Source organism: Herbiconiux gentiana (genome assembly GCF_024978135.1).
GTDB lineage: Bacteria > Actinomycetota > Actinomycetes > Actinomycetales > Microbacteriaceae > Herbiconiux > Herbiconiux gentiana.
This window is the reverse complement of the sequence record NZ_JANTEZ010000001.1, coordinates 700096-720245: the sequence shown is the minus strand read 5'-3', so window position 1 is coordinate 720245 and position 20150 is coordinate 700096. Positions and strand designations below refer to the sequence as shown.

24 protein-coding genes are annotated in these 20150 nt (G+C 70.4%); 18 read left to right on the top strand and 6 right to left on the bottom strand.

What is annotated here, in order from left to right:
* The first annotated feature begins 22 nt into the window (after positions 1-22).
* The 7 genes from NVV95_RS03300 to NVV95_RS03270 all read left to right on the top strand — a co-directional run bounded on the left by NVV95_RS03300 (position 23) and on the right by NVV95_RS03270 (position 6149).
* The gene (locus NVV95_RS03300; RefSeq protein WP_259485106.1) at positions 23-1159 is read left to right on the top strand and encodes a M20/M25/M40 family metallo-hydrolase; all 1137 of its coding nucleotides are present in this window, start codon (positions 23-25) and stop codon (positions 1157-1159) included.
* A gap of 75 nt (positions 1160-1234) precedes the next feature.
* Positions 1235-2377: an FAD-dependent oxidoreductase gene (locus NVV95_RS03295; protein WP_259485105.1), complete on the top strand. Its 1143-nt coding sequence runs from the start codon at positions 1235-1237 to the stop codon at positions 2375-2377.
* On the top strand, positions 2374-2955 hold the full coding sequence (locus NVV95_RS03290) for an amino acid synthesis family protein (protein ID WP_259485104.1): 582 nt from the start codon (positions 2374-2376) through the stop codon (positions 2953-2955). Before NVV95_RS03295 ends, NVV95_RS03290 begins: the two co-directional genes overlap by 4 nt.
* 56 nt (positions 2956-3011) lie before the next feature.
* Positions 3012-3791 (top strand): class II aldolase/adducin family protein, encoded by a 780-nt coding sequence (locus NVV95_RS03285; RefSeq protein WP_259485103.1) that lies wholly within the window; start codon positions 3012-3014, stop codon positions 3789-3791.
* Positions 3792-3884: 93 nt separating this feature from the next.
* Complete coding sequence (locus NVV95_RS03280) at positions 3885-4820, top strand: 3-hydroxyacyl-CoA dehydrogenase NAD-binding domain-containing protein (RefSeq protein ID WP_259485102.1); 936 nt, start codon at positions 3885-3887, stop codon at positions 4818-4820.
* Entirely contained in the window at positions 4820-5659 is an 840-nt protein-coding gene (locus NVV95_RS03275) for an alpha/beta fold hydrolase (protein ID WP_259485101.1), read from the top strand. The genes NVV95_RS03280 and NVV95_RS03275 overlap by 1 nt, the downstream gene beginning before the upstream one ends.
* Positions 5660-5690: 31 nt before the next feature.
* Positions 5691-6149: a YbhB/YbcL family Raf kinase inhibitor-like protein gene (locus tag NVV95_RS03270; protein ID WP_259485100.1), complete on the top strand. Its 459-nt coding sequence runs from the start codon at positions 5691-5693 to the stop codon at positions 6147-6149.
* Positions 6150-6159: 10 nt separating this feature from the next.
* On the opposite strand, the gene NVV95_RS03265 is transcribed toward NVV95_RS03270, so the two are convergent.
* From NVV95_RS03265 to NVV95_RS03250, 4 genes are all read right to left on the bottom strand, one after another.
* A complete protein-coding gene (locus NVV95_RS03265) occupies positions 6160-7698 on the bottom strand; it encodes a GMC family oxidoreductase (protein ID WP_259485099.1) in 1539 nt (512 codons plus the stop codon).
* A gap of 2 nt (positions 7699-7700) precedes the next feature.
* Positions 7701-8435 carry a pyridoxal 4-dehydrogenase, SDR-type gene (gene pldH / locus NVV95_RS03260; RefSeq protein ID WP_259485098.1) on the bottom strand — a complete coding sequence of 245 codons (735 nt, stop codon included), beginning with the start codon at positions 8433-8435 and terminating at the stop codon, positions 7701-7703.
* Positions 8436-8437: 2 nt separating this feature from the next.
* Entirely contained in the window at positions 8438-9196 is a 759-nt protein-coding gene (gene pldA / locus NVV95_RS03255) for a 4-pyridoxolactonase (RefSeq protein WP_259485097.1), read from the bottom strand.
* Positions 9197-9324: 128 nt separating this feature from the next.
* Positions 9325-9717, bottom strand: a complete 393-nt coding sequence (locus tag NVV95_RS03250; RefSeq protein ID WP_259485096.1) for a hypothetical protein — start codon at positions 9715-9717, stop codon at positions 9325-9327.
* Between the two features lie 183 nt (positions 9718-9900).
* On the opposite strand from NVV95_RS03250, the gene NVV95_RS03245 reads away from it, so the two are divergent.
* From NVV95_RS03245 to NVV95_RS03225, 5 genes are all read left to right on the top strand, one after another.
* Positions 9901-11007 (top strand): putative B6 ABC transporter substrate-binding protein, encoded by a 1107-nt coding sequence (locus NVV95_RS03245; protein WP_259485095.1) that lies wholly within the window; start codon positions 9901-9903, stop codon positions 11005-11007.
* A 101-nt stretch (positions 11008-11108) separates the two neighbouring features.
* Positions 11109-12704 carry a putative B6 ABC transporter ATP-binding protein gene (locus NVV95_RS03240; RefSeq protein ID WP_259485094.1) on the top strand — a complete coding sequence of 532 codons (1596 nt, stop codon included), beginning with the start codon at positions 11109-11111 and terminating at the stop codon, positions 12702-12704.
* Complete coding sequence (locus tag NVV95_RS03235; protein ID WP_259485093.1) at positions 12704-13909, top strand: putative B6 ABC transporter permease subunit 2; 1206 nt, start codon at positions 12704-12706, stop codon at positions 13907-13909. The genes NVV95_RS03240 and NVV95_RS03235 overlap by 1 nt, the downstream gene beginning before the upstream one ends.
* Entirely contained in the window at positions 13906-14841 is a 936-nt protein-coding gene (locus tag NVV95_RS03230) for an ABC transporter permease (protein ID WP_259485092.1), read from the top strand. The genes NVV95_RS03235 and NVV95_RS03230 overlap by 4 nt, the downstream gene beginning before the upstream one ends.
* Before the next feature lie 43 nt (positions 14842-14884).
* A complete protein-coding gene (locus NVV95_RS03225) occupies positions 14885-15682 on the top strand; it encodes an IclR family transcriptional regulator (protein ID WP_259485091.1) in 798 nt (265 codons plus the stop codon).
* 23 nt (positions 15683-15705) lie between these two features.
* Here the strand turns inward: NVV95_RS03225 and NVV95_RS03220 are convergent, their stop codons facing one another.
* Entirely contained in the window at positions 15706-16488 is a 783-nt protein-coding gene (locus NVV95_RS03220) for a glucose 1-dehydrogenase (protein WP_259485090.1), read from the bottom strand.
* A 111-nt stretch (positions 16489-16599) separates the two neighbouring features.
* Here NVV95_RS03220 and NVV95_RS03215 point away from each other — a divergent pair, with 111 nt between their 5' ends.
* Complete coding sequence (locus NVV95_RS03215; RefSeq protein WP_259485089.1) at positions 16600-16827, top strand: FitA-like ribbon-helix-helix domain-containing protein; 228 nt, start codon at positions 16600-16602, stop codon at positions 16825-16827.
* A gap of 37 nt (positions 16828-16864) precedes the next feature.
* Here NVV95_RS03215 and NVV95_RS03210 read toward each other — a convergent pair whose 3' ends face one another.
* Complete coding sequence (locus NVV95_RS03210) at positions 16865-17035, bottom strand: hypothetical protein (RefSeq protein ID WP_259485088.1); 171 nt, start codon at positions 17033-17035, stop codon at positions 16865-16867.
* Here NVV95_RS03210 and NVV95_RS03205 point away from each other — a divergent pair.
* From NVV95_RS03205 to NVV95_RS03185, 5 genes are all read left to right on the top strand, one after another.
* The gene (locus tag NVV95_RS03205) at positions 16964-17236 is read left to right on the top strand and encodes a PIN domain-containing protein (RefSeq protein WP_310796046.1); all 273 of its coding nucleotides are present in this window, start codon (positions 16964-16966) and stop codon (positions 17234-17236) included. The genes NVV95_RS03210 and NVV95_RS03205 overlap by 72 nt on opposite strands.
* Before the next feature lie 95 nt (positions 17237-17331).
* On the top strand, positions 17332-18354 hold the full coding sequence (locus NVV95_RS03200) for an intradiol ring-cleavage dioxygenase (RefSeq protein WP_259485087.1): 1023 nt from the start codon (positions 17332-17334) through the stop codon (positions 18352-18354).
* Positions 18355-18455: 101 nt separating this feature from the next.
* Positions 18456-18767: a twin-arginine translocase TatA/TatE family subunit gene (locus tag NVV95_RS03195; protein WP_375163774.1), complete on the top strand. Its 312-nt coding sequence runs from the start codon at positions 18456-18458 to the stop codon at positions 18765-18767.
* 4 nt (positions 18768-18771) lie between these two features.
* Complete coding sequence (gene tatC / locus NVV95_RS03190; protein WP_259485086.1) at positions 18772-19599, top strand: twin-arginine translocase subunit TatC; 828 nt, start codon at positions 18772-18774, stop codon at positions 19597-19599.
* A 13-nt stretch (positions 19600-19612) separates the two neighbouring features.
* Positions 19613-20038 (top strand): twin-arginine translocase TatA/TatE family subunit, encoded by a 426-nt coding sequence (locus tag NVV95_RS03185; protein ID WP_259485085.1) that lies wholly within the window; start codon positions 19613-19615, stop codon positions 20036-20038.
* Positions 20039-20150: the final 112 nt, after the last annotated feature.

The window sequence follows — 20150 nt, the reverse complement described above, 5'->3', positions numbered from 1 at the left end:
GACACCGACGAGGGGGCGCAGCATGACCGAGCAGCAGCTCGATGAACAGTACCGCGAGGCCGTCGCGGGGCTCGCCCCGGTGATCGGCGAGACGGTCGACTTCGTCACCGCGCATCCCGAACTGGCGCACCAGGAGACCGAGACCGCTGCGCACCTGGTGGGCCTGTTGCGCGGCGCAGGCTACACGGTCACCGAGGGTGTCGCGGGCATGGCCACGGCCTTCCGAGCCGAGCTCGACCTCGGCGCCCCGGGCGCGACCGTCGGCGTCATCGCCGTCTACGACGCCCCCGCCTCCTACGACGCCGAGGGCCACGTCGCTCCGGTGCACTCCTGCGGCCACGGTCCGCAGTCCGCCGGCGTGATCGGTGCCGCTCTGGCGCTCGCCGCCGTGCGCGAGCAGCTCACCGGTCGGGTCGTGGTCGTCGGATGCCCGGCCGACGAGATCCACTCCCCGCTCACCCGCGAGCGCGGCAGCGGCAAGGCCCTCACGGCCGCGGCCGGTGTCTGGGACGACGTGGACGTCGTGCTCTACCCGCATCCGGAGTTCATCGACACCGTCTGGCCCGCCTCGCTCGCCATGCGCCGGGAGACCGCCCGCGTGGTGGGGGTGCGCACCCTGCGCCGCGACGTCGTCTGCACGCCGCTCGTGGCCCTGGCGAACGTCACGGCGCTCGCCGGGGCCGTCGACCCGGCCCGCCTGATCATCGAGTCGGTCTCCGTCGACGGCGACGTCGAGGAAGGGGCGGGGATGGTCTTCGAGGCCTCCTTCCTGCTCTTCGCCGACGACGACGAGGGGCTCGACGCGCTCGCCGACACGGTGCACGGCATCGTCGGCGAGGCCGTCTGGACCAGCTCGGCGCCGATCGCGCCCGTGCGCCCCGACCCCGAGGTGATCGCCCTCGTGGGCGACGCCTTCGCCGCCGCCGGTCGCGAGTTCATCGCCGACCCGCCCGCGCTCGGCTTCGCCACCGACTTCGGCAACGTCACCCGCGTGGCCCGCGCCGCCCTCGTGGGCGTCGGCCGCGCCGAGGGCTGGCGCTATCACACGCCGACCGGGGCCGAGGAGTTCGCCGGAGCGGCCGGCGTCGAGAACGCCGTCGGCATCGCCGAGGTGATCGGCCTCTCCGCCATCAGGATCGGCGCCGCCACGGGACTCTGACGGGCCATCGGCCCTGACCCGACCGCGCGCGACGCGAACAGACACGCACACCACGACCAGACAGACAGGACAGACATGACCGACAGCCGCCGTCACGCCGAGATCTCGGGCGGAGGGTTCGCGGGACTGACCGCGGCCACCGCACTCGCCCAGCGCGGATGGAGCGTCCGGCTCCACGAGCGCGCCTCGGAGCTCCGCGCCGAGGGAGCGGGCATCGTGCTCTGGAACAACAGCCTCCAGGTGCTCGACGCCATCGGCGCCACGCCCGACCTCGACGCGCGGTCGATGACCCCGCCGGCGTACGAGACCCGCATGAACAACGTCATCCAGTCGCAGGAGACCCTGGAGGGCATCCGCTGGCGCACGATGACGCGGCCGCACCTGCACCAGACGCTGCTCACCGCGGCGCGGGAGTCGGGTGTCGAGATCGTGGCCGACTCCGCGGTGACCGGTGCGACCCCCGAGGGTACGGTGACCTTCGCGAACGGCGAGACCGCCCAGGCCGACCTGGTGATCGGCGCCGACGGCGTGGGCTCGGCGGTGCGCGACTCGCTGAAGATCCCGCTGAAGCGCGAGCGCTCGCGCGACGGCATCACCCGCTTCCTCGTGCCCCGCAAGAAGGCCGAGCTGCAGGCGCTCGAGCCCGACACCGAGTGGGACAACGTGATCGACTTCTGGAACCTCGACCCCCGCGTGCTGCGCGTGCTCTACACGCCGGCCAACGACGAGGAGCTGTACATCGCGCTGATGTCGCCCTCGGCCGACGCCGACGGCTCGCGCGTGCCGATCGACCTCGAGCTGTGGACGTCGATCTTCCCGCAGCTCGCCCCCGTGCTCGAGGAGGCGGCGGGAGTGCAGGGCCGCTACTACGGCTACCAGACCACCCGTCTCGACCGGTGGACCGAGGGACGCGTCGCTCTGATCGGCGACTCGGCGCACGCCATGTGCCCGGCCCTCGCCCAGGGCGCCGGAACCGCGATGCAGAACGCCTGGACGCTCGCCGTCGCGGCCACCGAGGCCGCGGACGACGAGCTGCCCGGAGCGCTGCAGGAGTGGGAGCGCCTCGAGCGCCCCTACACCGACCGCGCCCAGGACCGCTCGCAGTGGTACGCCGATACCCGCGAGATGGCGAACGGCAACCAGTTCACCGGCGAGAGCGTCGAGACCGCCCTCTACAACCCGACCGACCCCAAGCGACACGAGGTACACGCAGCATGAGCATCGACTCCATCTACAAGGTCAGGGCCTGGCACTCGTTCGTGCAGGAGACCGTGCACGAGCTCGGCCCCGCGCCCGAGCAGCCGCTGGTGAAGGCCGCAGTCGCCGTCGTGTTCGAGAACCCGTTCACGGGCCGCTGGGTCGACGACCTCTCGCCCCTCACCGACGCCAGCGCGAGCCTCGGCACGGAGCTCGGCCGCCGAGCGGCCGCCCTGCTCGGCGGGCGCCCCGTCGAGAGCTACGGCAAGGGCGGGATGGTCGGCGTGAACGGCGAGCAGGAGCACATCGTGGCCTGCGTGACCACCGTCTTCGGCAACGCCCTCCGCGACGCGGTCGGCGGCGGCGAGGCCTGGATCTCCTCGGCCACGAAGGTCGCGCCCACCGGCGCTCCGATCGACATCCCGCTGGCGTACAAGGACGAGGTCTACGTTCGGTCGCACTACGACGCGATCACGCTGACGCTTCCGGATGCACCGCGGCCCGACGAGATCGTCATCATCGCGGCGGTGGCCACCGGTGGCCGGGTCAACGCCCGGGTCGGCGGCATGACCGTCGCCGACGTGCTCGCCTCGAAGTAACCGAACGTCCCGACCGGCACGACCCGCCCCACCCGACCCGTCTCGAAGGAGCATCCATGAGCTACTCGCACACCCAGTACTACGAAGACCAGTCCATCGCGAGCATCCTCGCCGACGTCGCGCGGGCCCACCGCATCCTCGAACTCGAGGGGCACGGCGACATGTCGATGGGGCACCTGTCGTTCCGCGACCCGTTCGGCCGGGGCCTCTGGCTCAAGCGCGGCAACCTCGCCCTCAGCGAGGTCGAGGGCGACGACTTCATCCTGATCGACTTCGACGGGAACGTGCTCGAGGGCTCGGGCCTCCGTCACCTCGAGTGGCCGCTGCATGCCGAGATCATGAAGGCGCGCCCCGACGTGAACTTCGTCGGTCACTCGCACGCCCACTACTCCACGGTGCTCGGCGCCTCGGAGGAGCCGCTGAAGCCGTACAACAACCACGGCGTCTGGTTCGCCTACGAGGGTGTGCCGCGCTTCACCGAGACGAGCCACATCATCACCACGGTGCCGCTCGGCGTCGCGGCGGCGAAGGCGCTCGGCGACGCGCAGGCGATCCTCCTCGCCAATCACGGTGTCGCCTTCGTCGGCTCGACCGTGGCCGAGGTGACCCTCACCGGCATCTTCCTCGAGAAGGCCGCGCGCTTCCAGGTCGACCTCAAGGCCTCGGGCTTCGCCCCGATCGAGCCCGACGCCGAGGAGACCAAGGAGAAGTTCGACCGCATCTACCCGGCGAAGGCCCAGCACAACTTCTGGACCTTCTTCAACCGCCGCCTCGACCGCGTCGAGTCGGCGTTCGGCATCGGCATCTCGCCGATCGCCCTGCCGCCGGGCATCTGACCCGCGGGCCGACGGCCCGCACCCGACGCCCGACGCCCCACCCCCACCTCCGACCACCCCACACCACTCCACCCCGCGAAAGTGAGCACCACGATGAGCAGTCTCCCCACCGTCGCCACCGTCATCGGCTCGGGAACCATGGGCCCCGGCATCGCCGCCACCCTGGCCCGCGCCGGCAGCACCGTGCGCCTCTACGACATCTCCGAGGACGCGATCGCCCGCGCCGAGGCCGCCTACGGCGTCGTGCAGGGCGTGCTCGAGGCCGTCGACTCCCCGTCGGCCCCCGGCGGATCCGTCACCTTCGGCACCGACCTCGACGCCGCCCTCGCCGGCACCGAGCTGATCATCGAGGCCGTGCCCGAGAAGCTCGAGCTCAAGCAGAAGGTCTTCGCCGACCTCGAGGCGCGGGTGGGTGACGACGTCATCATCGCGACGAACACCTCGGGCATCCCGATCAGCACCATGGCGAAGAGCCTCACCGTGCCCGGCCGCCTGATCGGCATGCACTGGTCGAACCCGCCGCACCTCATCCCGATGATCGAGATCATCCCGGGCGAGGCCACCGACCCCACCCTGGTCGACAAGCTCGCCGAGATCGTCAAGGCCTTCAACTACGTGCCCGTGATCGAGAAGGAGATCCCCGGCTTCGTCGAGAACCGCGTGCTCTACGCGATCCTGCGCGAGTGCATGGCGCTGCTCGAGGAGGGCATCGTCACCCCCGAGGGCCTCGACGCCGCCGTGAAGTGGGGGATCGGCTACAAGCTCTCCGTCGTCGGCCCGACCCGTCTGCTCGACATGGCCGGCCTCGACATCTACCAGGCCGTCTCGAGCTACCTGAACAAGGACCTCGACAACTCCACCGACACCCCTCAGTTCATCAAGGACAAGATCGCCGCGGGCGAGCTCGGCTTCAAGTCGGGCGCCGGCATGTACGAGTACGGCGAGGGCGACGTCGACGCCAAGCGCAAGGAGATCATCACCGGTCTCATCGCGGCGCGGAAGACCCTGTCGACCATCCCGAACGTCTGATGTCCCGCAGCGTGCCCGTCGTCGAGATCGGCGACGGGCTCCTGCGCACCCGCGGCGCCGGCGTCGACCTGGCGTTCCGGATGCGCGGCTCGGGCCCGGCGGTGGTGCTGCTGCACGGCACCTCCGCCAACCACGCGGTCTGGGAGCCGGTGGGCGACGCCCTCGCCTCCCGGGCCACCGTGATCGCGCTCGACCAGCGCGGACACGGCCGGAGCGACAAACCCGCCAGCGGCTACACCGGCGACGACTTCGTCTCCGACGTCGTCACCGTGCTCGACGCCCTCGGCCTCGAGCGGGCGCTCGTCGCCGGGCACTCGCTCGGCGGGCGCAACGCTTGGCTCGCGGCCGCCCGTCAGCCGGGCCGGGTCACGGGCGCGGTGGTCGTCGACTACACCCCCTTCGTCGAACCGGAGGTGCTCGACGAGCTCGACGTGCGGGTCGCCGCCGGCTTCCGCTCGTTCCCCGACCGGGCCGCCATCGAGCAGTATCTGCGCGAGCGCTACCCGGCCATCCTGCCCGGCGCCGTCGAGCGCCGCGCCCGCTGGGGCTACCGGCAGGATGCCGCCGACAGCTGGGTGCCCCGCGCCGACCCGGCCGCCATGCGGCAGCTGATCGAGGGCTTCCGCACCCCGTACCTCGACGAGTTCCGTGAAGTCGCCGTGCCGATGGTGCACCTCCGCGGCGAGGCGAGCAGGATCGTCAGCGAGCCCTCCTGGGCGAGCGCCATGACCGAGCGGCCCGACGACCGTTTCGTCGTCGTGGCCGAGGCCGACCACTACATCCCCGAAGAGCATCCCGAGCTGGTGGCCGCAGAGATCGCGCTCGCCCTCGGGGTCTGACACCCGCACCACCCACCGAAAGGAACCACCCATGGCCCTCTTAATCGACAAGCTCGCCGTCTCGAGCCCCGACTTCCCGAACGGCGGCCGCATCCCGGCGAACTACAGCGCCGACGGCGGCAACGACACCCCGACCATCGAGGTCTCGGGCGCTCCCGAGGGCACCGTCGAGTTCGCGCTCATCCTGAACGACCCCGACGCGCCGCTGCCCAACGGCTTCACCCACTGGGTCGCCTACGGCATCCCGCCCATCGACGGAACGCTCGACCTCTCGGCCCCCGGGGTGCACGTCGCCCCGAACGGCGCGGGCGCCACGCAGTACTACGGCCCGCAGCCGCCGGCCGGTCACGGCGACCACCACTACTTCTTCCACCTCTACGCGCTGAAGACGCCCGTCGAGGGCGACCCCTCGCGCGAGGAGTTCCTGCAGAAGTACGCCGACTCGGTGATCGAGACGGCCCGCTACGTCGGCACCTTCAGCACCGAGTAGCGAACCGGCTCTACAGCGCCGTGTAACGCGCGCTGAACGCCTCCGCGATCGCGAGCACGGAGGCGTGCACCGGGCCCGCGGTGATCGAGGGGATCACCGCGGCGTCCACCACGAACAGGTTGTCGAGGCCCCGCACGCGCAGTTCCGGCGTGACCGGGGCCTCGTCGCCGTCACCCATGCGCAGGGTGCCCACGGGGTGGTGGTGCGTGATGGCCGCCCGAGCGATGAACGCGTCGGCCGCGGCGTCGTCGCCGGCGGCGAGCGAGCGCCCCGGCAGCACCTCGCGGTCGCGCCAGGCCGACAGGCCCGCCGAGGCGCCCACGAGGCGCGCGCGCTCGAGCGCCAGGCGGAACAGCTCCCGGTCGTGCTCGGTGTCGAGGTAGTTCGGGTCGATCACCGGCTCGTCGTCGAGGTCGGGCCCCGAGATCCGGAGCGATCCTCGGCTGGTGGGGTTGGTCACCCCGAACAGCAGCGTGTACGCGTGCCCCGGGACGGCGTCGGCGGCCTCGGCTGCCAGCGCCTCGGACGCGCTCGGCCCGACGACACAGCCGACCACGAGGTCGATCGGCCCGGCGGTCTCGGTGAGCCCGAGCCGCGACTGGTACGTCATCGACTCCGACAGCTGCAGCCGCGTCGGGGGCACGTCGCGGCGCGAGGTGTAGACGTTGCCGGCCCCCAGGAGGTGGTCGTGCAGGTTCTTGCCGACCTGCTCCGACGGCAGCAGCACCTCGACACCCGCGGCCTCGAGCACGGCGGGGTCGCCGATGCCCGAGCGCATGAGCAGCAGCGGGTCACCGATCGAGCCGCCGCAGAGGATCACCTCGTCGGCCGTCAGCACCCCGTCGCGACCGTCGATCGTCACGGTGACGCCCGTCACCCGGCCGCCGTCGATCAGCAGCCGGTGCACCGTGACGCCGGTGTGGAGGGTGAGGTTCGGCCGCTCCAGCACGGGGTCGAGGTAGACGTCGGAGACGGTCACCCGCTCGCCGTCGCGGATGGTCACCGAGTTCGGGGTCGCGCCCAGCATCTCGCCGCCGTTGTGGTTGTGGTCGGGAATGCTCGGCACTCCCAGCGACTCCCACGCGGCGAGGTAGTCCTGCACCAGCGGGCTCGAGAGCTCGGGGCCCGGCCGGAGCACGGGAAGCACCGACTCGGTGCGGTCGAAGTAGGGCAGCAGAGCATCCCACCCCCACCGCTCGTCGCCGGTGGCCTCGACCCAGCGGTCGAAGTCGGCCCGGCAGCCGCGCATGTGCGCCATGGCATGCACGAGGCTCGAGCCGCCGGGGCCGCGGCCGCGCGCCCAGTCGAGCGAACGGCCGGCGAGACCGGGCTGCGGGGTGGTGCGGTACGCCCAGTCATAGGAGCGGCCGTGGATGAACGGCCAGAGCTCGGGCCGTCGCATCTCGGGATCGGTCACGCGCGTGCCGGCCTCGAGCACGGTCACGCTCCGCGACGGGTCGGCGCTCAGCCGGTTCGCGACGACGCTGCCCGCCGACCCCGCGCCGATGATCAGGACATCGGTGCGGGTGTTGGTGCTGCTCGTGCCCATCGTCAGTTGCGCGTGTGGCCGGCGTCGACCACGAGGGTCTGCCCGGTGATCCAGCCGGCCTTCTCCGAGGCGAGGAAGGCCACGGCGGGCGCGACGTCCTGGGGGAGCCCCCGACGGTCGAACGCCTGCATCGGCACGACGTAGTCGAAGCCCGCCTGGTGCGGACCGTTCAGCACACCCTCGCTCGCGATGATGCCGGGCGCCACCGCGTTGATCGTGATGCCGAGCCGGCCGAGCTCACCGGCCAGCGCGCGCACGAGACCGATGGACGCACCCTTGGTGGCGACGTAGTGCGCGCAGTCGGGTGTCCCCGCGACGAAGGTGTTCGAGGCGATGTTCACGATGCGGCCGTAACCGCCGCGACCCATCACCTCGGTCACGGCGTGGGTGACGAGGTAGATGCCGTCGAGGTTGACGCTCATCACGCGGCGCCACTCCTCGAAGGTGATGTCGGCCCACGGAGTAAGAGGTACGAGGGCGGCGTTGTTGACGAGCACATCGATGCGGCCGAACTCGGCGACGATCTCGTCGATGACGACGGCCACGCGCTCGGGGTCGCTGACGTCGAGCACCTTGGCGACGCCGTCGTTGCGGGCGGCGACCGCGCGGGCGCCCTCCTCGTTCACGTCGGCGACGACGACCTTCAGGCCCTCGGCGGCGAGCTCGTCGGCGATCGCGGCCCCGATGCCCTGGGCCGCTCCGGTGACGAGGGCAACGCGCTGTGTGGTCTCGGGCATGGTCAGTTTCCTCCGTAGTACTCGGGTGCGAGCTTCCAGGTCTCGAACGGAGCGAGCTCGTGCGAGGGGTAGATGTCGGCGTCCTTGGTGCGGGCGAGATAGTTGAGCCGGCGGATGGCCTCGACCGACTTGGTGGGGTCGAGGTGGAAGCCCGCGATCCACTCCTTCTCGAGGGTGGTGCGGGTGTACGCGGCGTCGCCGCAGAACAGCATGCTGCGCTCGTTCTCGAGCTCGACGAGCAGCGAGTAGTGGCCGATGGTGTGGCCCGGGGTCTCGAACAGCCAGACGCCCGGCACGATCTCGTAGTCGCCTGAGATGGGCTTGTAGGTCACATCGGCGTGGTCGAAGCTCAGGTCGGAGTAGCCCAGACGCTCGAACGGCTCCGGCACCTTCGCGTGCCGCAGCTCCTCCTTGTGCACCAGGGTGGTGGCCTTCCTGAGGTGCTTGTTGCCGCCGACGTGGTCGAAATGGAAGTGCGAGTTCACGACGATGTCGACGTCGTCGGGGCTGAAGCCGCAGGCCGCCAGCTGGGCCGGGATCGTCTGCTCCGGCGTCTGCAGCGGCAGCTCGAATGGCAGCACGGCGTTGACGTGGCCGAGGTCGAACCCCGTGTCGTAGAGGATCAGGGCGTCGGGATGCTCGATCAGCACGCTGTACACGGGGAAGCGCACGGGGTTGCCGGCGTTGATGTGCCAGTGCACATCCGACTCGTCGATGACGAGCGTCCCTCCGTCGAGCAGATACACCTTCGGGTCGGTCATCGACGTCTCGCTTCCGTGATTCTCATATCTCGCTAAGTGAGGATCACGTTATGAGAGAGATTTCTCCGGTGTCAAGCAATCGGGCCGGAGTTCACAATCCCGAAACACCCGGTCTCAGTGCACGGCCCTCAGCCTGCCGGTACGGCGGGGAAGTCGTCGAACGCGGGCTCTCCCGTGTAGGGGGCCCAGCGGTAGCAGTGGTCGAGGGCCGGATGCGCGGCCAGGTCGCCCACGCAGGTGGCATCCTGGTATCGATCTCCGCTCGCATCGGTGTAGTGCGCTCGGCAGAGCACCTTGAAGGTCGTGCTGCTGACGCTGTCGTCGTCGATCAGGTGATCCGAGGGCAGCCAGCACTCGGTGCTCGTGATCGTGGCGGGATCGACGTTCGACGTCGGGCCCGCGACCGCGGCGAGATCGGCCAGCGCCGATGCGTCCTGCTCCGAGATGGTCGGAGTGGATGCGCACGCGGTGAGGGTCAGTGCAGCGACGGCGAGAACGAGTGGCAGAGCTCTGCGGTTCATGGTGAAGCCTCCTCCTGTCATCGTCGACGGAGCGTGTTTCGGACGTGTAACAACTGGAAGTCGTGCTTGGCATTCACGGATTCTTCTCATATCGTATCGCTACCCCTGCACAATGTAAGAGGATCCACCGCACCGACACCACAACGACCAGGGGCCCATCACCCTGAGAGGAAGATCTCGGCAATGAACAGTTTCACTCGCGGTGGCCGCCACCGCACAGCAACCCGCCTCGCCGTCCTGACCGTCACCGGCGCCCTCGCCGTGAGCCTGGCGGCCTGCTCGTCCGGCCGTGGCGGCGACGACTCCGACTCCACCTCGACGGCCGCGGCCGGCGGCACGGAGGTCACCCAGTTCGCCCTGGTCGCTCCCGAGAACGAGAGCGACTTCGGCTACAACCAGGCGGGCATCGAGGCGGCCAATGAGGCCGCCAAGGAGCTCGGCATCGAGGTCACCGTCGTCCCCGACGCCGGCTACGACAACATCGAGACCGTGCTCACGCAGGTGGCCGACGGGGGAGCGCAGTTCATCGTCGCGCACGCCTCGGGCTACGGCGTCGGTGCGGCCAGCGTCGCCGCCGCCACCAAGGTGCCGATCCTGATCCAGGACGCCGGCTCCGAGCAGAACGTGCCGAACCAGATCGCCTCGGCCAAGCCCGAGGGCCAGGAGGGCGGCTACCTCGCCGGTATCGCCGCGGCGATGTCGACCACCTCGAAGAAGGTGGGCCTCGTGCTCTCGGCCGACAACGCGAACTGGTTCGCCATGTCGTCGGGCTTCGCGGAGGGCGTCTACAGCGTCGACCCGAGCATCCAGGTGCTCTACACCTCGGTCGGCCCGGCGGCCTACGCCGACGCCGCCGGCGGCAAGACCGCCACCGAGCAGATCATCGCCTCGGGCGCCGACGTCGTGTTCGGCATGGGCGACGGTGCGACGCAGGGTTACCTGCAGGCCATCGACGCCGCGTCGAACGTCAAGTACATCGCCGACATCGGTGACGTCACCCCCGGCCTCAGCGACGCGAGCAAGCTGCTCACCTCGGTGCGCTGGAACTACGAGCCGGCCTACGTCGCCGCGATCAAGGACGTCGAGGCCGGGACGTTCGGCACCGTCACCTACCCGGTCGACGTCGAGAACGGCGGCATGTACCTGCAGGAGACCGACGCGATGACGCCGGAGATCACGGCCGCCGTGGAGAAGGCCTCCCAGGGCATCATCGACGGCTCCATCACGCCGACGATCGCCACCTCGGCCGACGAGGTCGCCGCGGTCATCGCGGCCAAGAAGGGCGCCTGACCCGAGGCGCCCCGCCGGTGCCGGAGCGTGCAGTCTCCGGCACCGGCCCCCTTTCTCACCCCGAAGTCCGCCTCCCGGCCCCTGATACCCAAGGAGCAGCAGTGACGACAACGACCACCTCCGAGGTGATCTCCCTCCGGGGCATCACCAAGGCGTTCCCCGGGGTCGTCGCCAACGACGACATCTCGCTCGACATCGTCAGCGGCCAGGTGCACTGCCTGCTCGGTGAGAACGGGGCCGGCAAGTCGACCCTCATCAGCATCCTCGCCGGCATGCAGCAGCCCGACTCCGGAACGGTCTCGATCGGCGGGCAGCCGGTCGACATCAGCTCGCCCAAGGTCGCCGTCGACCTCGGCATCGGCGTCGTGCACCAGCACTCCACCCTCGTGCCGGCGTTCACGGTGCTCGAGAACCTGATGCTCGGCGACTCGGGCGTGATGCGCGACACCAAGCGCGCCACCCAGCGCCTCGGCGAGCTCGCCGAGCTGCTCGGCGTCGAGATCGACCCGCACGCCCTCACCTCCGACCTCGGGCTCGGCCAGCAGCAGCAGGTCGAGATCGCGAAGGCGATGTGGAAGGGCAGCCGCCTGCTGGTGCTCGACGAGCCCACGTCGATGCTGACGCCGCAGGCGATCGAGCACCTCGGCGAGAGCATCGCCCGGGTCAAGGCCCAGGGCCTCGCCGTCGTGCTGATCACGCACAAGCTGCGCGAGGCCTACGCGATGGGCGACTGCGTCACCGTGCTCCGCGGCGGCCGCAACGTCGGCCACATCGGCGTCGACGAGCTCGCCTCCTACAGTGAGGAGCAGGCGCAGGACGCCATCCTCGCCGCCATGTTCGGCGACGACCTGGCGGCAGCCGGCTCCGACGCCGTCGACCTGGCCGGAGCGGGTGAGGCGCAGCGCGAAACCGCGGCCCTCGACCTCTCGAGCCGCCCGGTGCGCCTCCAGCTCTCGGGCGTGACCAGCCGTGGCCCGGGCCACGACGTCGAGACCGAGGATGTCACGCTCACCGTCCGCGCCGGCGAGATCCTCGGCATCGCGGGCATCGACGGACACGGGCAGCAGGCCCTGTCCGAGGTGGTCGCCGGTCAGCGCCCCGCCGCTTCCGGCACCGTCGTCTTCGACGGCGAGGACATCACCCGCACCGGCGTGCGCAGCCGCCAGCAGCTCGGTGTGCGCTACGTCACCGACGACCGCCTGCACGAGGGCACGGTCGGCTCCATGTCGGTCGCGCTGAACCTCGTGATCAAGCGCATCGGCCAGGCGCCGTTCTGGAAGTCGGGACGCATCCAGTCGAAGGCCGTCGACATCGAGGCCGACCGCCTGATCGCGGAGTACGGCATCCGCACCCCATCGCCGGCGACCCGCGCCGGAACGCTCTCGGGTGGCAACATCCAGAAGATCCTGCTCGCCCGTGAGCTCACCGGGGGAGCGAAGCTGGTGGTCGTGAACAAGCCGACCTACGGCCTCGACCTCAAGACCGTGCACCTCGTGCGCGAGCTGCTCATCGACTTCGCCGCGGACGGCGGATCGGTGCTGCTGCTGTCGACCGACCTCGACGAACTGATCGAGCTGTCGCACCGCATCGAGGTCATCTCCCGGGGCCGCCTCGTGGGCGGCGTGACGAACGACGGGCCGGGAACGGCCGAGAAGGTGGGGCACTACATGACCGGCGCGATCGAGGGCACCGACTGATGGACACCCGGACCAGTTCCGCCCAGCGCATCCTGCAGGGCTTCGTGCGGTCGGTCGTGCCGGTGCTGCTCGCCCTGATCGTCTCGGCGCTGATCATGCTGGCCATCGGCGCCAGCCCCACCGAGTTCTTCGCCGGCGTCTGGAAGTACGGCGTCACCGGCGACAACTGGCAGCGCAGCCTCGTGCTGATGGCACCGCTCGTCATCGTCGCGGTGGGGCTCATCGTCGCCTTCCGCGGTCAGCTCTGGAACCTCGGCTACAACGGGCAGTACCTGCTCGGCGCGGTCGTGGCCTCGGGACTCGGCCCGGTGCTCTTCGGCGTGATGCCGGCGGCGCTCGCCACCCTCATCGTCTTCGTGGTCGCGGTGCTCGCGGGGGCCGTCTGGTCGCTCGTGCCCGCCATCCTGAAGGCCCGCTACGGCACGAACGAGATCATCACCTCGCTCGTGATGTCGTTCATCGCGGTCGGCGTGGTGAACCTCCTCATCAAGGGCGTGTTCAAGGACCCGGCGACCACGACGCCGCAGACCGTCGTCATCCCCGACGACCAGCTGCTGCCCTACATCCCCGGCACCGAGATCCACATCGGCTTCGTGATCGCGATCGTGCTGGCCGTCGTGGCGCAGTTCGTGCTGAGCCGCACCTCCTTCGGCCTGCGGGTCGACATCTTCGGTGCGAGCCCCAAGGCGGCCCGCCACGTCGGTCTCAACTCCACCTGGATGGTCATCCTCCTGTTCGCCCTGTCGAGCGGCCTGATCGCCTTCGCCGGATCGATCGACATCCTCGGCCAGTTCAGCTACCAGCGCGCCGACTGGGATCCGCGCTACGGCGACGCCGTGATGCCCCTGGTCTTCCTCGCGCGTTTCCGGCCCATCGCGTCGCTGCCGTTCGTGGCGTTCTACGCGGTGCTCGCCACGGGCGGCACCCTGGCGGCGCAGCAGGCGGGTGTGAACGTCGACTTCCTGCTCGTGATCGTCGGCCTCATCCTGCTGTTCATGACCATCACGGAATACATCGGCGAGCGGCGCCGCCTCGGGCAGAGCTATCTGCCGGCCGGGCTCCGCCGCACGGTCACGAGCCTCGTGCGCCCCTCGCGCCCCGGTCGTGTCTCGGCCTTCGCGCCGCTCGCGGCCCCGGTCGACCCCGCCGATCCGGCCGACCCCGGCCCCACCGATCCCGCCGCTACCGAGAGGACCAGGGCATGAGCGACCTGCTCTCCACCGCCTTCGTCACCGTCTTCGTCGCCACGGTGATCGCCCAGGCCCTGCCCCTCATGCTCGCCTCCGTGGGTGAGACGATCGGCGAGCAGGCCGGCGTGCTGAACCTCGGTCTCGAGGGCGTCATGCTGATCGGCGCCTACGTCGCGTTCGTCACCACCCTCACCACCGGCAACTTCTGGTTCGGGATGCTCGCCGGCGCTGTCGGCGGAGTCGTGGCCAACCTCGCCATGCTGGTGCTCAACGTCTGGCTCGGGCTCAATCAGATCGTCATCGGCCTCGCCGTCACGCTGATCGGCGAGGGCATCACGAGCGTGCTCTACCTGCAGAACTACACGAAGTCCCCGGCGAGCCTCGGATCGCAGCCGTCGATGCCCATCCCGGGCCTGTCGGAGATCCCGGTCGTCGGCCAGGCGGTGTTCTCGCAGTCGGGCATCTTCTGGGTGGTCATCCTGATCACCCTCGGTCTCGCGTTCGCCATGGCCAGGACGAACTGGGGGCTGTCGACCCGTTCGGCCGGGCAGAAGCCCTCGTCGCTCGACGCCGCCGGCGGCAGCGTGATGCGCACCCGCTCGATCGCGGTGGTGCTGAACGGTGCCCTGGCCGGAATGGGCGGCGCCTATCTCGCGCTCCTCACCACGTCGACCTTCAGCCCGATGCTCACCAACGGCCTCGGATTCATCGCGATCGTGATCACGATGCTGTCCCGCGGGCGCATCCTGATCGTCATGATCACCTCGCTCGTCTACGGGCTCGCCGTCGCCATCGGCCCGGCGCTGCAGGTGAGCGGTGTCTCGGTGCCGGCCGACATCATCAAGATGCTGCCGTTCCTCATCGTCATCGTGATGCTGATCGTGTTCGCCCGGAGCTCGGTCGTGCCGCCGGCGCTCGGCGCGGCCTACTCGCGTGGGGCCCGATGACGACATCCGTCGCCGAGACCGCCGGTAGGATCGGGAGCCGATCATGATTGCCAACGACGAGAACGAGCCCGCGGCCGCGGCAGCGGCCGAGCCGCAGCGCACCAAGGGTGTCGACAGCGCGCGACGCGCCCTGCAGATCCTGCTCGAGTTCAGCGAATCGACCCCCGAGCTCACGGTCGACAACGTGCTCGAGAAGCACGACATCTCGGTGCCGAGCGCCTATCGCTACATCTCGCTGCTGCGCGAGCTCGACCTGATCGAGGAGCGGGAGAAGGGCCGGTTCGTGCTCTCGCCCCAGATCCTGCGCTTGTCGCGGGCGGCGGAGTCGGTGATCGACTTCCGCGCGCAGGTGCAGCCCATCCTCAACCGGATGGCCGAGGAGACCGGCGAGACCGCCCTGTACCTGCGGCGGGTCAACGACTCGGCGGTGTGCCTCGCGATCGCGGAGTCCGATCATCCGATCTCGATCTCGTTCCAGCCCGGGGCGCTGATGCCGCTGTACGGCGGGGCCGCGGCGAAGCTGCTCCTGAGCGAGCTGCCCCCGGCAAAGCTGGCGCAGTACTTCAACCGGCTCGGGCCGGTCCTGTCGAAGTCATCGCGCAAGAAGCTGGAAGACGACCTCGACGCCATGCGCTCCACCGGCTACGCCGAGAGCGCCGGCGAGGTCGACCGCGGGGTCTGGGCCTCGGCGGCGAGCGTGCAGACGAGTGGCGTCTCGGTCGGCGCGCTCACGATCGTGGCACCCGACTACCGGCTCTCCGACGAGCACAAGACGCAGATCGCCGAGACCGTCCGGGCGGGCGCGAAGGCCTTCCGCGAGGCCATCGCGCACCGCGCCTGAGATTCGTCGCCCTCGTTCGTCGCTCAGTACTTGTAGGACTGCCCGCCGTCGATCGGCACGACCGTGGCGTTGACGTACGAGGCGTCGTCGCTCAGCAGGAAGGCGACCACCGAGGCGATCTCGGGCGCCTCGCCGTAGCGCTTGGTGGGGTTGGCCTGGATGAACTGCTCGGCCGCACCCCGCGGGTTCTCCGGGTCGAGCTGCTTCATCGAGTTCTCGACCATGGGCGTCCAGATGGCGCCTGGGGCGATGGCGTTGATGCGGATGCCGTACTCGCCGTACTCGACGGCCGAGTTGCGCGTCAGCCCGACGACGCCGTGCTTCGCGGCCGCGTAGCCCGACTGGTTGCCGATGCCGCGGATGCCGCCCACGCTCGCCGTGTTCACCACCATGCCCGAGCCCTGCTCGCGCATCACCTTCAGCACCTTCTCGAGCCCGAGGAACACCCCGCGCAGGTTTATCGCCACCACGCGGTCGAACTCGGCGGCGGTGAACGCCTCGGTGAGGTTCTGCCTGCCCTCGATGCCGGCGTTGTTGAAGAAGCCGTCGATGCGACCGAAGGCCTCGAGGGTGGCGGCCACGTAGCGGTCGACGTCCTCCTCCTTCGAGACGTCGGCGACGATCGTCACGACCTCCGCCTCGGGGCTCGCCTCCTTCACGGCGTCGACGGATGCGCCGAGCCCCTGCTCCGACACGTCGACGAGAGCGAGTCTCGCCCCCTCCTTGGCCAGCCGAACGGCGGCGGCGCGGCCGAGTCCCGACCCTCCTCCGGTGATGAGCACGACACGATCAGCGAACCGGTCCACGGTACGACCTCCTGGTGATATCCAACGTTTGTCGGTTACCACCCTACGCCTGCCTTCTGAATGCTCGTCCCGCCGCCCGTGCTAGCATCTGCTATCACTTCGGAGGTGGACATGGCAGCGATCGTGGTGCGCAACCTCGACGACGACGTGCAGCGCCGGCTCAAGGAGCGGGCCGCGCAGAATCATCGCTCGATGGAGGCGGAGGCTCGCGCGATCCTGACCTCGGCCGTCTCGGGATCGGAGCTGGTGCGGGCGTGGCTCGAGCTCGGCGACGCTCAGCGAGGTGACGACCTGGTTCTGCCACCCCGATCGGCGCCCCGCGACCTCGACCTGTCGTGATCGTCCTCGACACGAACGTGCTGAGCGAGCCGCTGCGTCAGCGGCCGTCGCCCGTGGTGCTGAACTGGCTGGCGGCACTGCGTGAGCCGGCCGCCATCTCGGCGGTCTCCGTCGTGAGCTGCTCCGCGGCGCCCGGCTGCTGCCCGAGGGTCGACGGCGCGACGAGCTGGTCGCGGGCATCGAGGCGACGGTGCGGGCGTTCCGCCACGACGTGCTCCCGTTCGACGAGCGGTCGGCGCGGGCGTACGCCGAACTGAACGAGCTACGATCGCGGCGCGGGCGCCCCCTCTCGATCGAGGACGGCATGATCGCGGCCACCTGCCTCACCTTCGGCGCCACCCTGGCGACCCGGAACGTGATCGATTTCGAGGGTCTCGGCATCGATGTCGTCGACCCGTGGCTGACCTGATGCATCCATAGCCACGTCATAGGGGCGCCATAGGGCACGCGTAGGGAACCCACCGAGAGTGGGGTGACCAGCCGCGATAGACCCGAGAGGCCATCATGACGAGAATCCCCGAACCCACCCACACCCCCGACGGCCCTGCCTACGAAGGGCGACTGCTCGACCGTGCCGACGAGGAGGTGGTCGACCAGGGAGTCGCGTTCGACATCCGCACGCTGATCAGCCGACGGGCCGTGCTCGGCGTGGCCGGCTTCGGGCTCGGTGCGGTGGCGCTCGCCGCCTGCACCACGACGGCCACCGGGTCGTCGAGCTCGACAGGAGCCGGCACCGGCACCGCGACCGGCTCGGCCGGCACCGGCACCGGCACCCTCCCCGCCGGCGAGATCCCCGACGAGACCGCCGGCCCCTACCCGGGCGACGGCTCGAACGGCGCCGACGTGCTCGAGGAGTCGGGCGTCGTGCGCAGCGACATCCGCACCAGCATCGGTGGGGGAGCGACCGCCGCCGGCGTGCCGATGGCCCTGTCGCTGACCGTGCTCGACATGGCGAACGGCGACAAGGCCTTCGAGAACGTCGCCGTCTACGTCTGGCACTGCGACGCCGACGGCAACTACTCGATGTACTCCTCCGGCGTCGAGAACGAGACCTACCTCCGCGGGGTGCAGGTCGCCGACAGCTCCGGCACGGTGTCGTACACCTCGATCTTCCCCGCCTGCTACAGCGGACGCTGGCCCCACATCCACTTCGAGGTCTACCCGAGCGTCGACGACATCGGCGACTCGGCCAACGCGATCGCCACCTCCCAGGTGGCCCTGCCCCAGGATGCCTGCGACACCGTCTACGCCACCTCCGGCTACGCGGGCTCCAGCGCCAACCTGGCGCAGGTCAGCCTCGACTCCGACAACGTCTTCGGTGACGACGGCGGCTCCCTGCAGCTCGCGACGGTCTCGGGCGACGTGACCTCGGGCTACTCGGTCGCCCTCACGGTGCGCGTCGACACGAGCACGACCCCCACGGCCGGCTCGGCCCCGTCGGGCGGCGGTGGTGGCGGGGGTGCCGGCGGCGGGATGCCCGGCGGCACCCCGCCCACAGGCGCCCCCGGCGGCGCCGCCCAGTCCTGACCCGACCACCCCCCACCCGAACCCGACCACCCACCTCGGAACCCGACCACCCACCACCCACCTCGGAACCCGACCATCCACCACAGAAAGCAGACGACATCATGGGAATCCTCCAGAACCTCACCGGCTGGCACGCCCTCATCGTGCTGGCGGTCGTGCTCCTGTTCTTCGGAGCGGCCAAGCTGCCCCGGCTCGCCAAGAGCCTCGGCGAATCCGCGCGCATCCTGAAGACGGAGGTGCAGGACTCGAAGCCCGCCGAGACAGCCGCGCCCACCTCGCCCGTCGCGACCGCGCCCGTCGTGACCACCGCCCCGGTCACGGTGCCCGCCGACGCCGCTGCGGCGAGCGCCGACACGGCCCCGGATGCGGCCCTCGCCCCGCGCGAGGCCGTCTCGCTCGCCGACCGGAGGTGACGAGATGCCCGGCCGAGAACCGCGCAACACCTCCACCATGACGCTCGCCGACCACCTCCGCGAGGTGCGTCGGCGGGCCGTCCGGTCGGGGCTGGCCGTGCTGGTGGGCGTGGTCGTCGGCTACCTCGTCTCCGACCAGATCCTGGACGTGCTGAGAGCCCCGATCGAGGCCCTCGCCGAGTCGCGCAACGCCAGCCTGAACTTCGACAGCGTCAGCGCCGCCTTCGACCTGAAGATGCGCATCGCGTTCTTCGCCGGACTGGCGCTGGCCAGCCCCGTCTGGCTGCACCAGCTGTTCGGCTTCTTCCTGCCGGGCCTCACCCGCCGGGAGCGCCGCTTCACGCTCGGCTTCCTCGCCGCGGCGCTGCCCCTCTTCATCGCCGGCTGCCTGACCGGCCTCGCGCTCTTCCCCCACGTGGTGGAGTTGCTGGCAGGCTTCACCCCGGCGGACGACAGCACGGTGCTGGTCGCGTCGTACTACGTCGACTTCGTGATGAAGCTCGTCCTCGCCGTCGGGGTGGCCTTCGTGCTGCCCGTGTTCGTCGTGCTGCTGAATTTCGCGGGCGTCCTGCCCGGAGCATCCGTGGTGCGCAGCTGGCGCGTCGTCGTGATCGGCATCGTGCTCTTCAGCGCCCTGGCCACCCCGTCGGCCGACCTGATGTCGATGTTCCTCCTGGCCGTGCCAATGTGCGCCCTCTTCGCGGCCGCCGCCCTGATCGCGGTGCTGCACGACCGGGCCGTGGCCCGCCGCAACGCCGCAGCCGCCCTCGTGAACGACCCACCCGCTCCCATCCCGACCGCCGTATCCGACGACCTCGTCGCCGCACACTGACCCGGAGGCCCCCATGTTCGGACTCACCCTCGAGAAGCTCCTCCTCATCGCCGTCCTGGCGGCCTTCCTCCTCGGCCCGGAGCGCCTCCCGCTCTACGCCGAGAAGCTCGCCTCGTTCGTGCGCACCATCCGCGGCCTCACCGAGACGGCGAAGGCTCGCGTCACCGAAGAGCTCGGCCCCGACTTCGACGCCGACGAGTGGCGCCGCCTCGACCCGCGCCAGTACGACCCCCGCCGCATCGTCCGCGACGCGCTGACGGATGCCCCCGCCGACGCCCCCGCACCCCTTACACCGCCCGCGCCGACCGGCCCCGGTCCCGGCGCTCGCCCGCGTCCCGTCGCCCCCGGCGGCTGGCAGGAGGCCCTGCTCACCCGCGTCAACCGCCCGGCACCGGTGGCCACCCTCGATGCCCCGACGGAGGCCGCGCAGACGCAGTGACCGACGCGCCGCCCTCAGTCCTCGGTCGTGGGAGACAGCACGCGCCACCCGCAGGCGCCGCCCTCACTCCTCGATCGCGGGAGGCAGCACCCGCCACCCGCGGGCGCGGCCC

Excerpts from the sequence above, each read along its gene's own strand:
- NVV95_RS03300 (WP_259485106.1), top strand. The coding sequence starts at position 23 with ATGACCGAGCAGCAGCTCGATGAACAGTACCGCGAGGCCGTCGCGGGG.
- NVV95_RS03295 (WP_259485105.1), top strand. The coding sequence starts at position 1,235 with ATGACCGACAGCCGCCGTCACGCCGAGATCTCGGGCGGAGGGTTCGCG.
- NVV95_RS03290 (WP_259485104.1), top strand. The coding sequence starts at position 2,374 with ATGAGCATCGACTCCATCTACAAGGTCAGGGCCTGGCACTCGTTCGTG.
- NVV95_RS03285 (WP_259485103.1), top strand. The coding sequence starts at position 3,012 with ATGAGCTACTCGCACACCCAGTACTACGAAGACCAGTCCATCGCGAGC.
- NVV95_RS03280 (WP_259485102.1), top strand. The coding sequence starts at position 3,885 with ATGAGCAGTCTCCCCACCGTCGCCACCGTCATCGGCTCGGGAACCATG.
- NVV95_RS03275 (WP_259485101.1), top strand. The coding sequence starts at position 4,820 with ATGTCCCGCAGCGTGCCCGTCGTCGAGATCGGCGACGGGCTCCTGCGC.
- NVV95_RS03270 (WP_259485100.1), top strand. The coding sequence starts at position 5,691 with ATGGCCCTCTTAATCGACAAGCTCGCCGTCTCGAGCCCCGACTTCCCG.
- NVV95_RS03265 (WP_259485099.1), bottom strand. The coding sequence starts at position 7,698 with ATGGGCACGAGCAGCACCAACACCCGCACCGATGTCCTGATCATCGGC.
- pldH (WP_259485098.1), bottom strand. The coding sequence starts at position 8,435 with ATGCCCGAGACCACACAGCGCGTTGCCCTCGTCACCGGAGCGGCCCAG.
- pldA (WP_259485097.1), bottom strand. The coding sequence starts at position 9,196 with ATGACCGACCCGAAGGTGTATCTGCTCGACGGAGGGACGCTCGTCATC.
- NVV95_RS03250 (WP_259485096.1), bottom strand. The coding sequence starts at position 9,717 with ATGAACCGCAGAGCTCTGCCACTCGTTCTCGCCGTCGCTGCACTGACC.
- NVV95_RS03245 (WP_259485095.1), top strand. The coding sequence starts at position 9,901 with ATGAACAGTTTCACTCGCGGTGGCCGCCACCGCACAGCAACCCGCCTC.
- NVV95_RS03235 (WP_259485093.1), top strand. The coding sequence starts at position 12,704 with ATGGACACCCGGACCAGTTCCGCCCAGCGCATCCTGCAGGGCTTCGTG.
- NVV95_RS03230 (WP_259485092.1), top strand. The coding sequence starts at position 13,906 with ATGAGCGACCTGCTCTCCACCGCCTTCGTCACCGTCTTCGTCGCCACG.
- NVV95_RS03225 (WP_259485091.1), top strand. The coding sequence starts at position 14,885 with ATGATTGCCAACGACGAGAACGAGCCCGCGGCCGCGGCAGCGGCCGAG.
- NVV95_RS03215 (WP_259485089.1), top strand. The coding sequence starts at position 16,600 with ATGGCAGCGATCGTGGTGCGCAACCTCGACGACGACGTGCAGCGCCGG.
- NVV95_RS03200 (WP_259485087.1), top strand. The coding sequence starts at position 17,332 with ATGACGAGAATCCCCGAACCCACCCACACCCCCGACGGCCCTGCCTAC.
- NVV95_RS03195 (WP_375163774.1), top strand. The coding sequence starts at position 18,456 with ATGGGAATCCTCCAGAACCTCACCGGCTGGCACGCCCTCATCGTGCTG.
- tatC (WP_259485086.1), top strand. The coding sequence starts at position 18,772 with ATGCCCGGCCGAGAACCGCGCAACACCTCCACCATGACGCTCGCCGAC.
- NVV95_RS03185 (WP_259485085.1), top strand. The coding sequence starts at position 19,613 with ATGTTCGGACTCACCCTCGAGAAGCTCCTCCTCATCGCCGTCCTGGCG.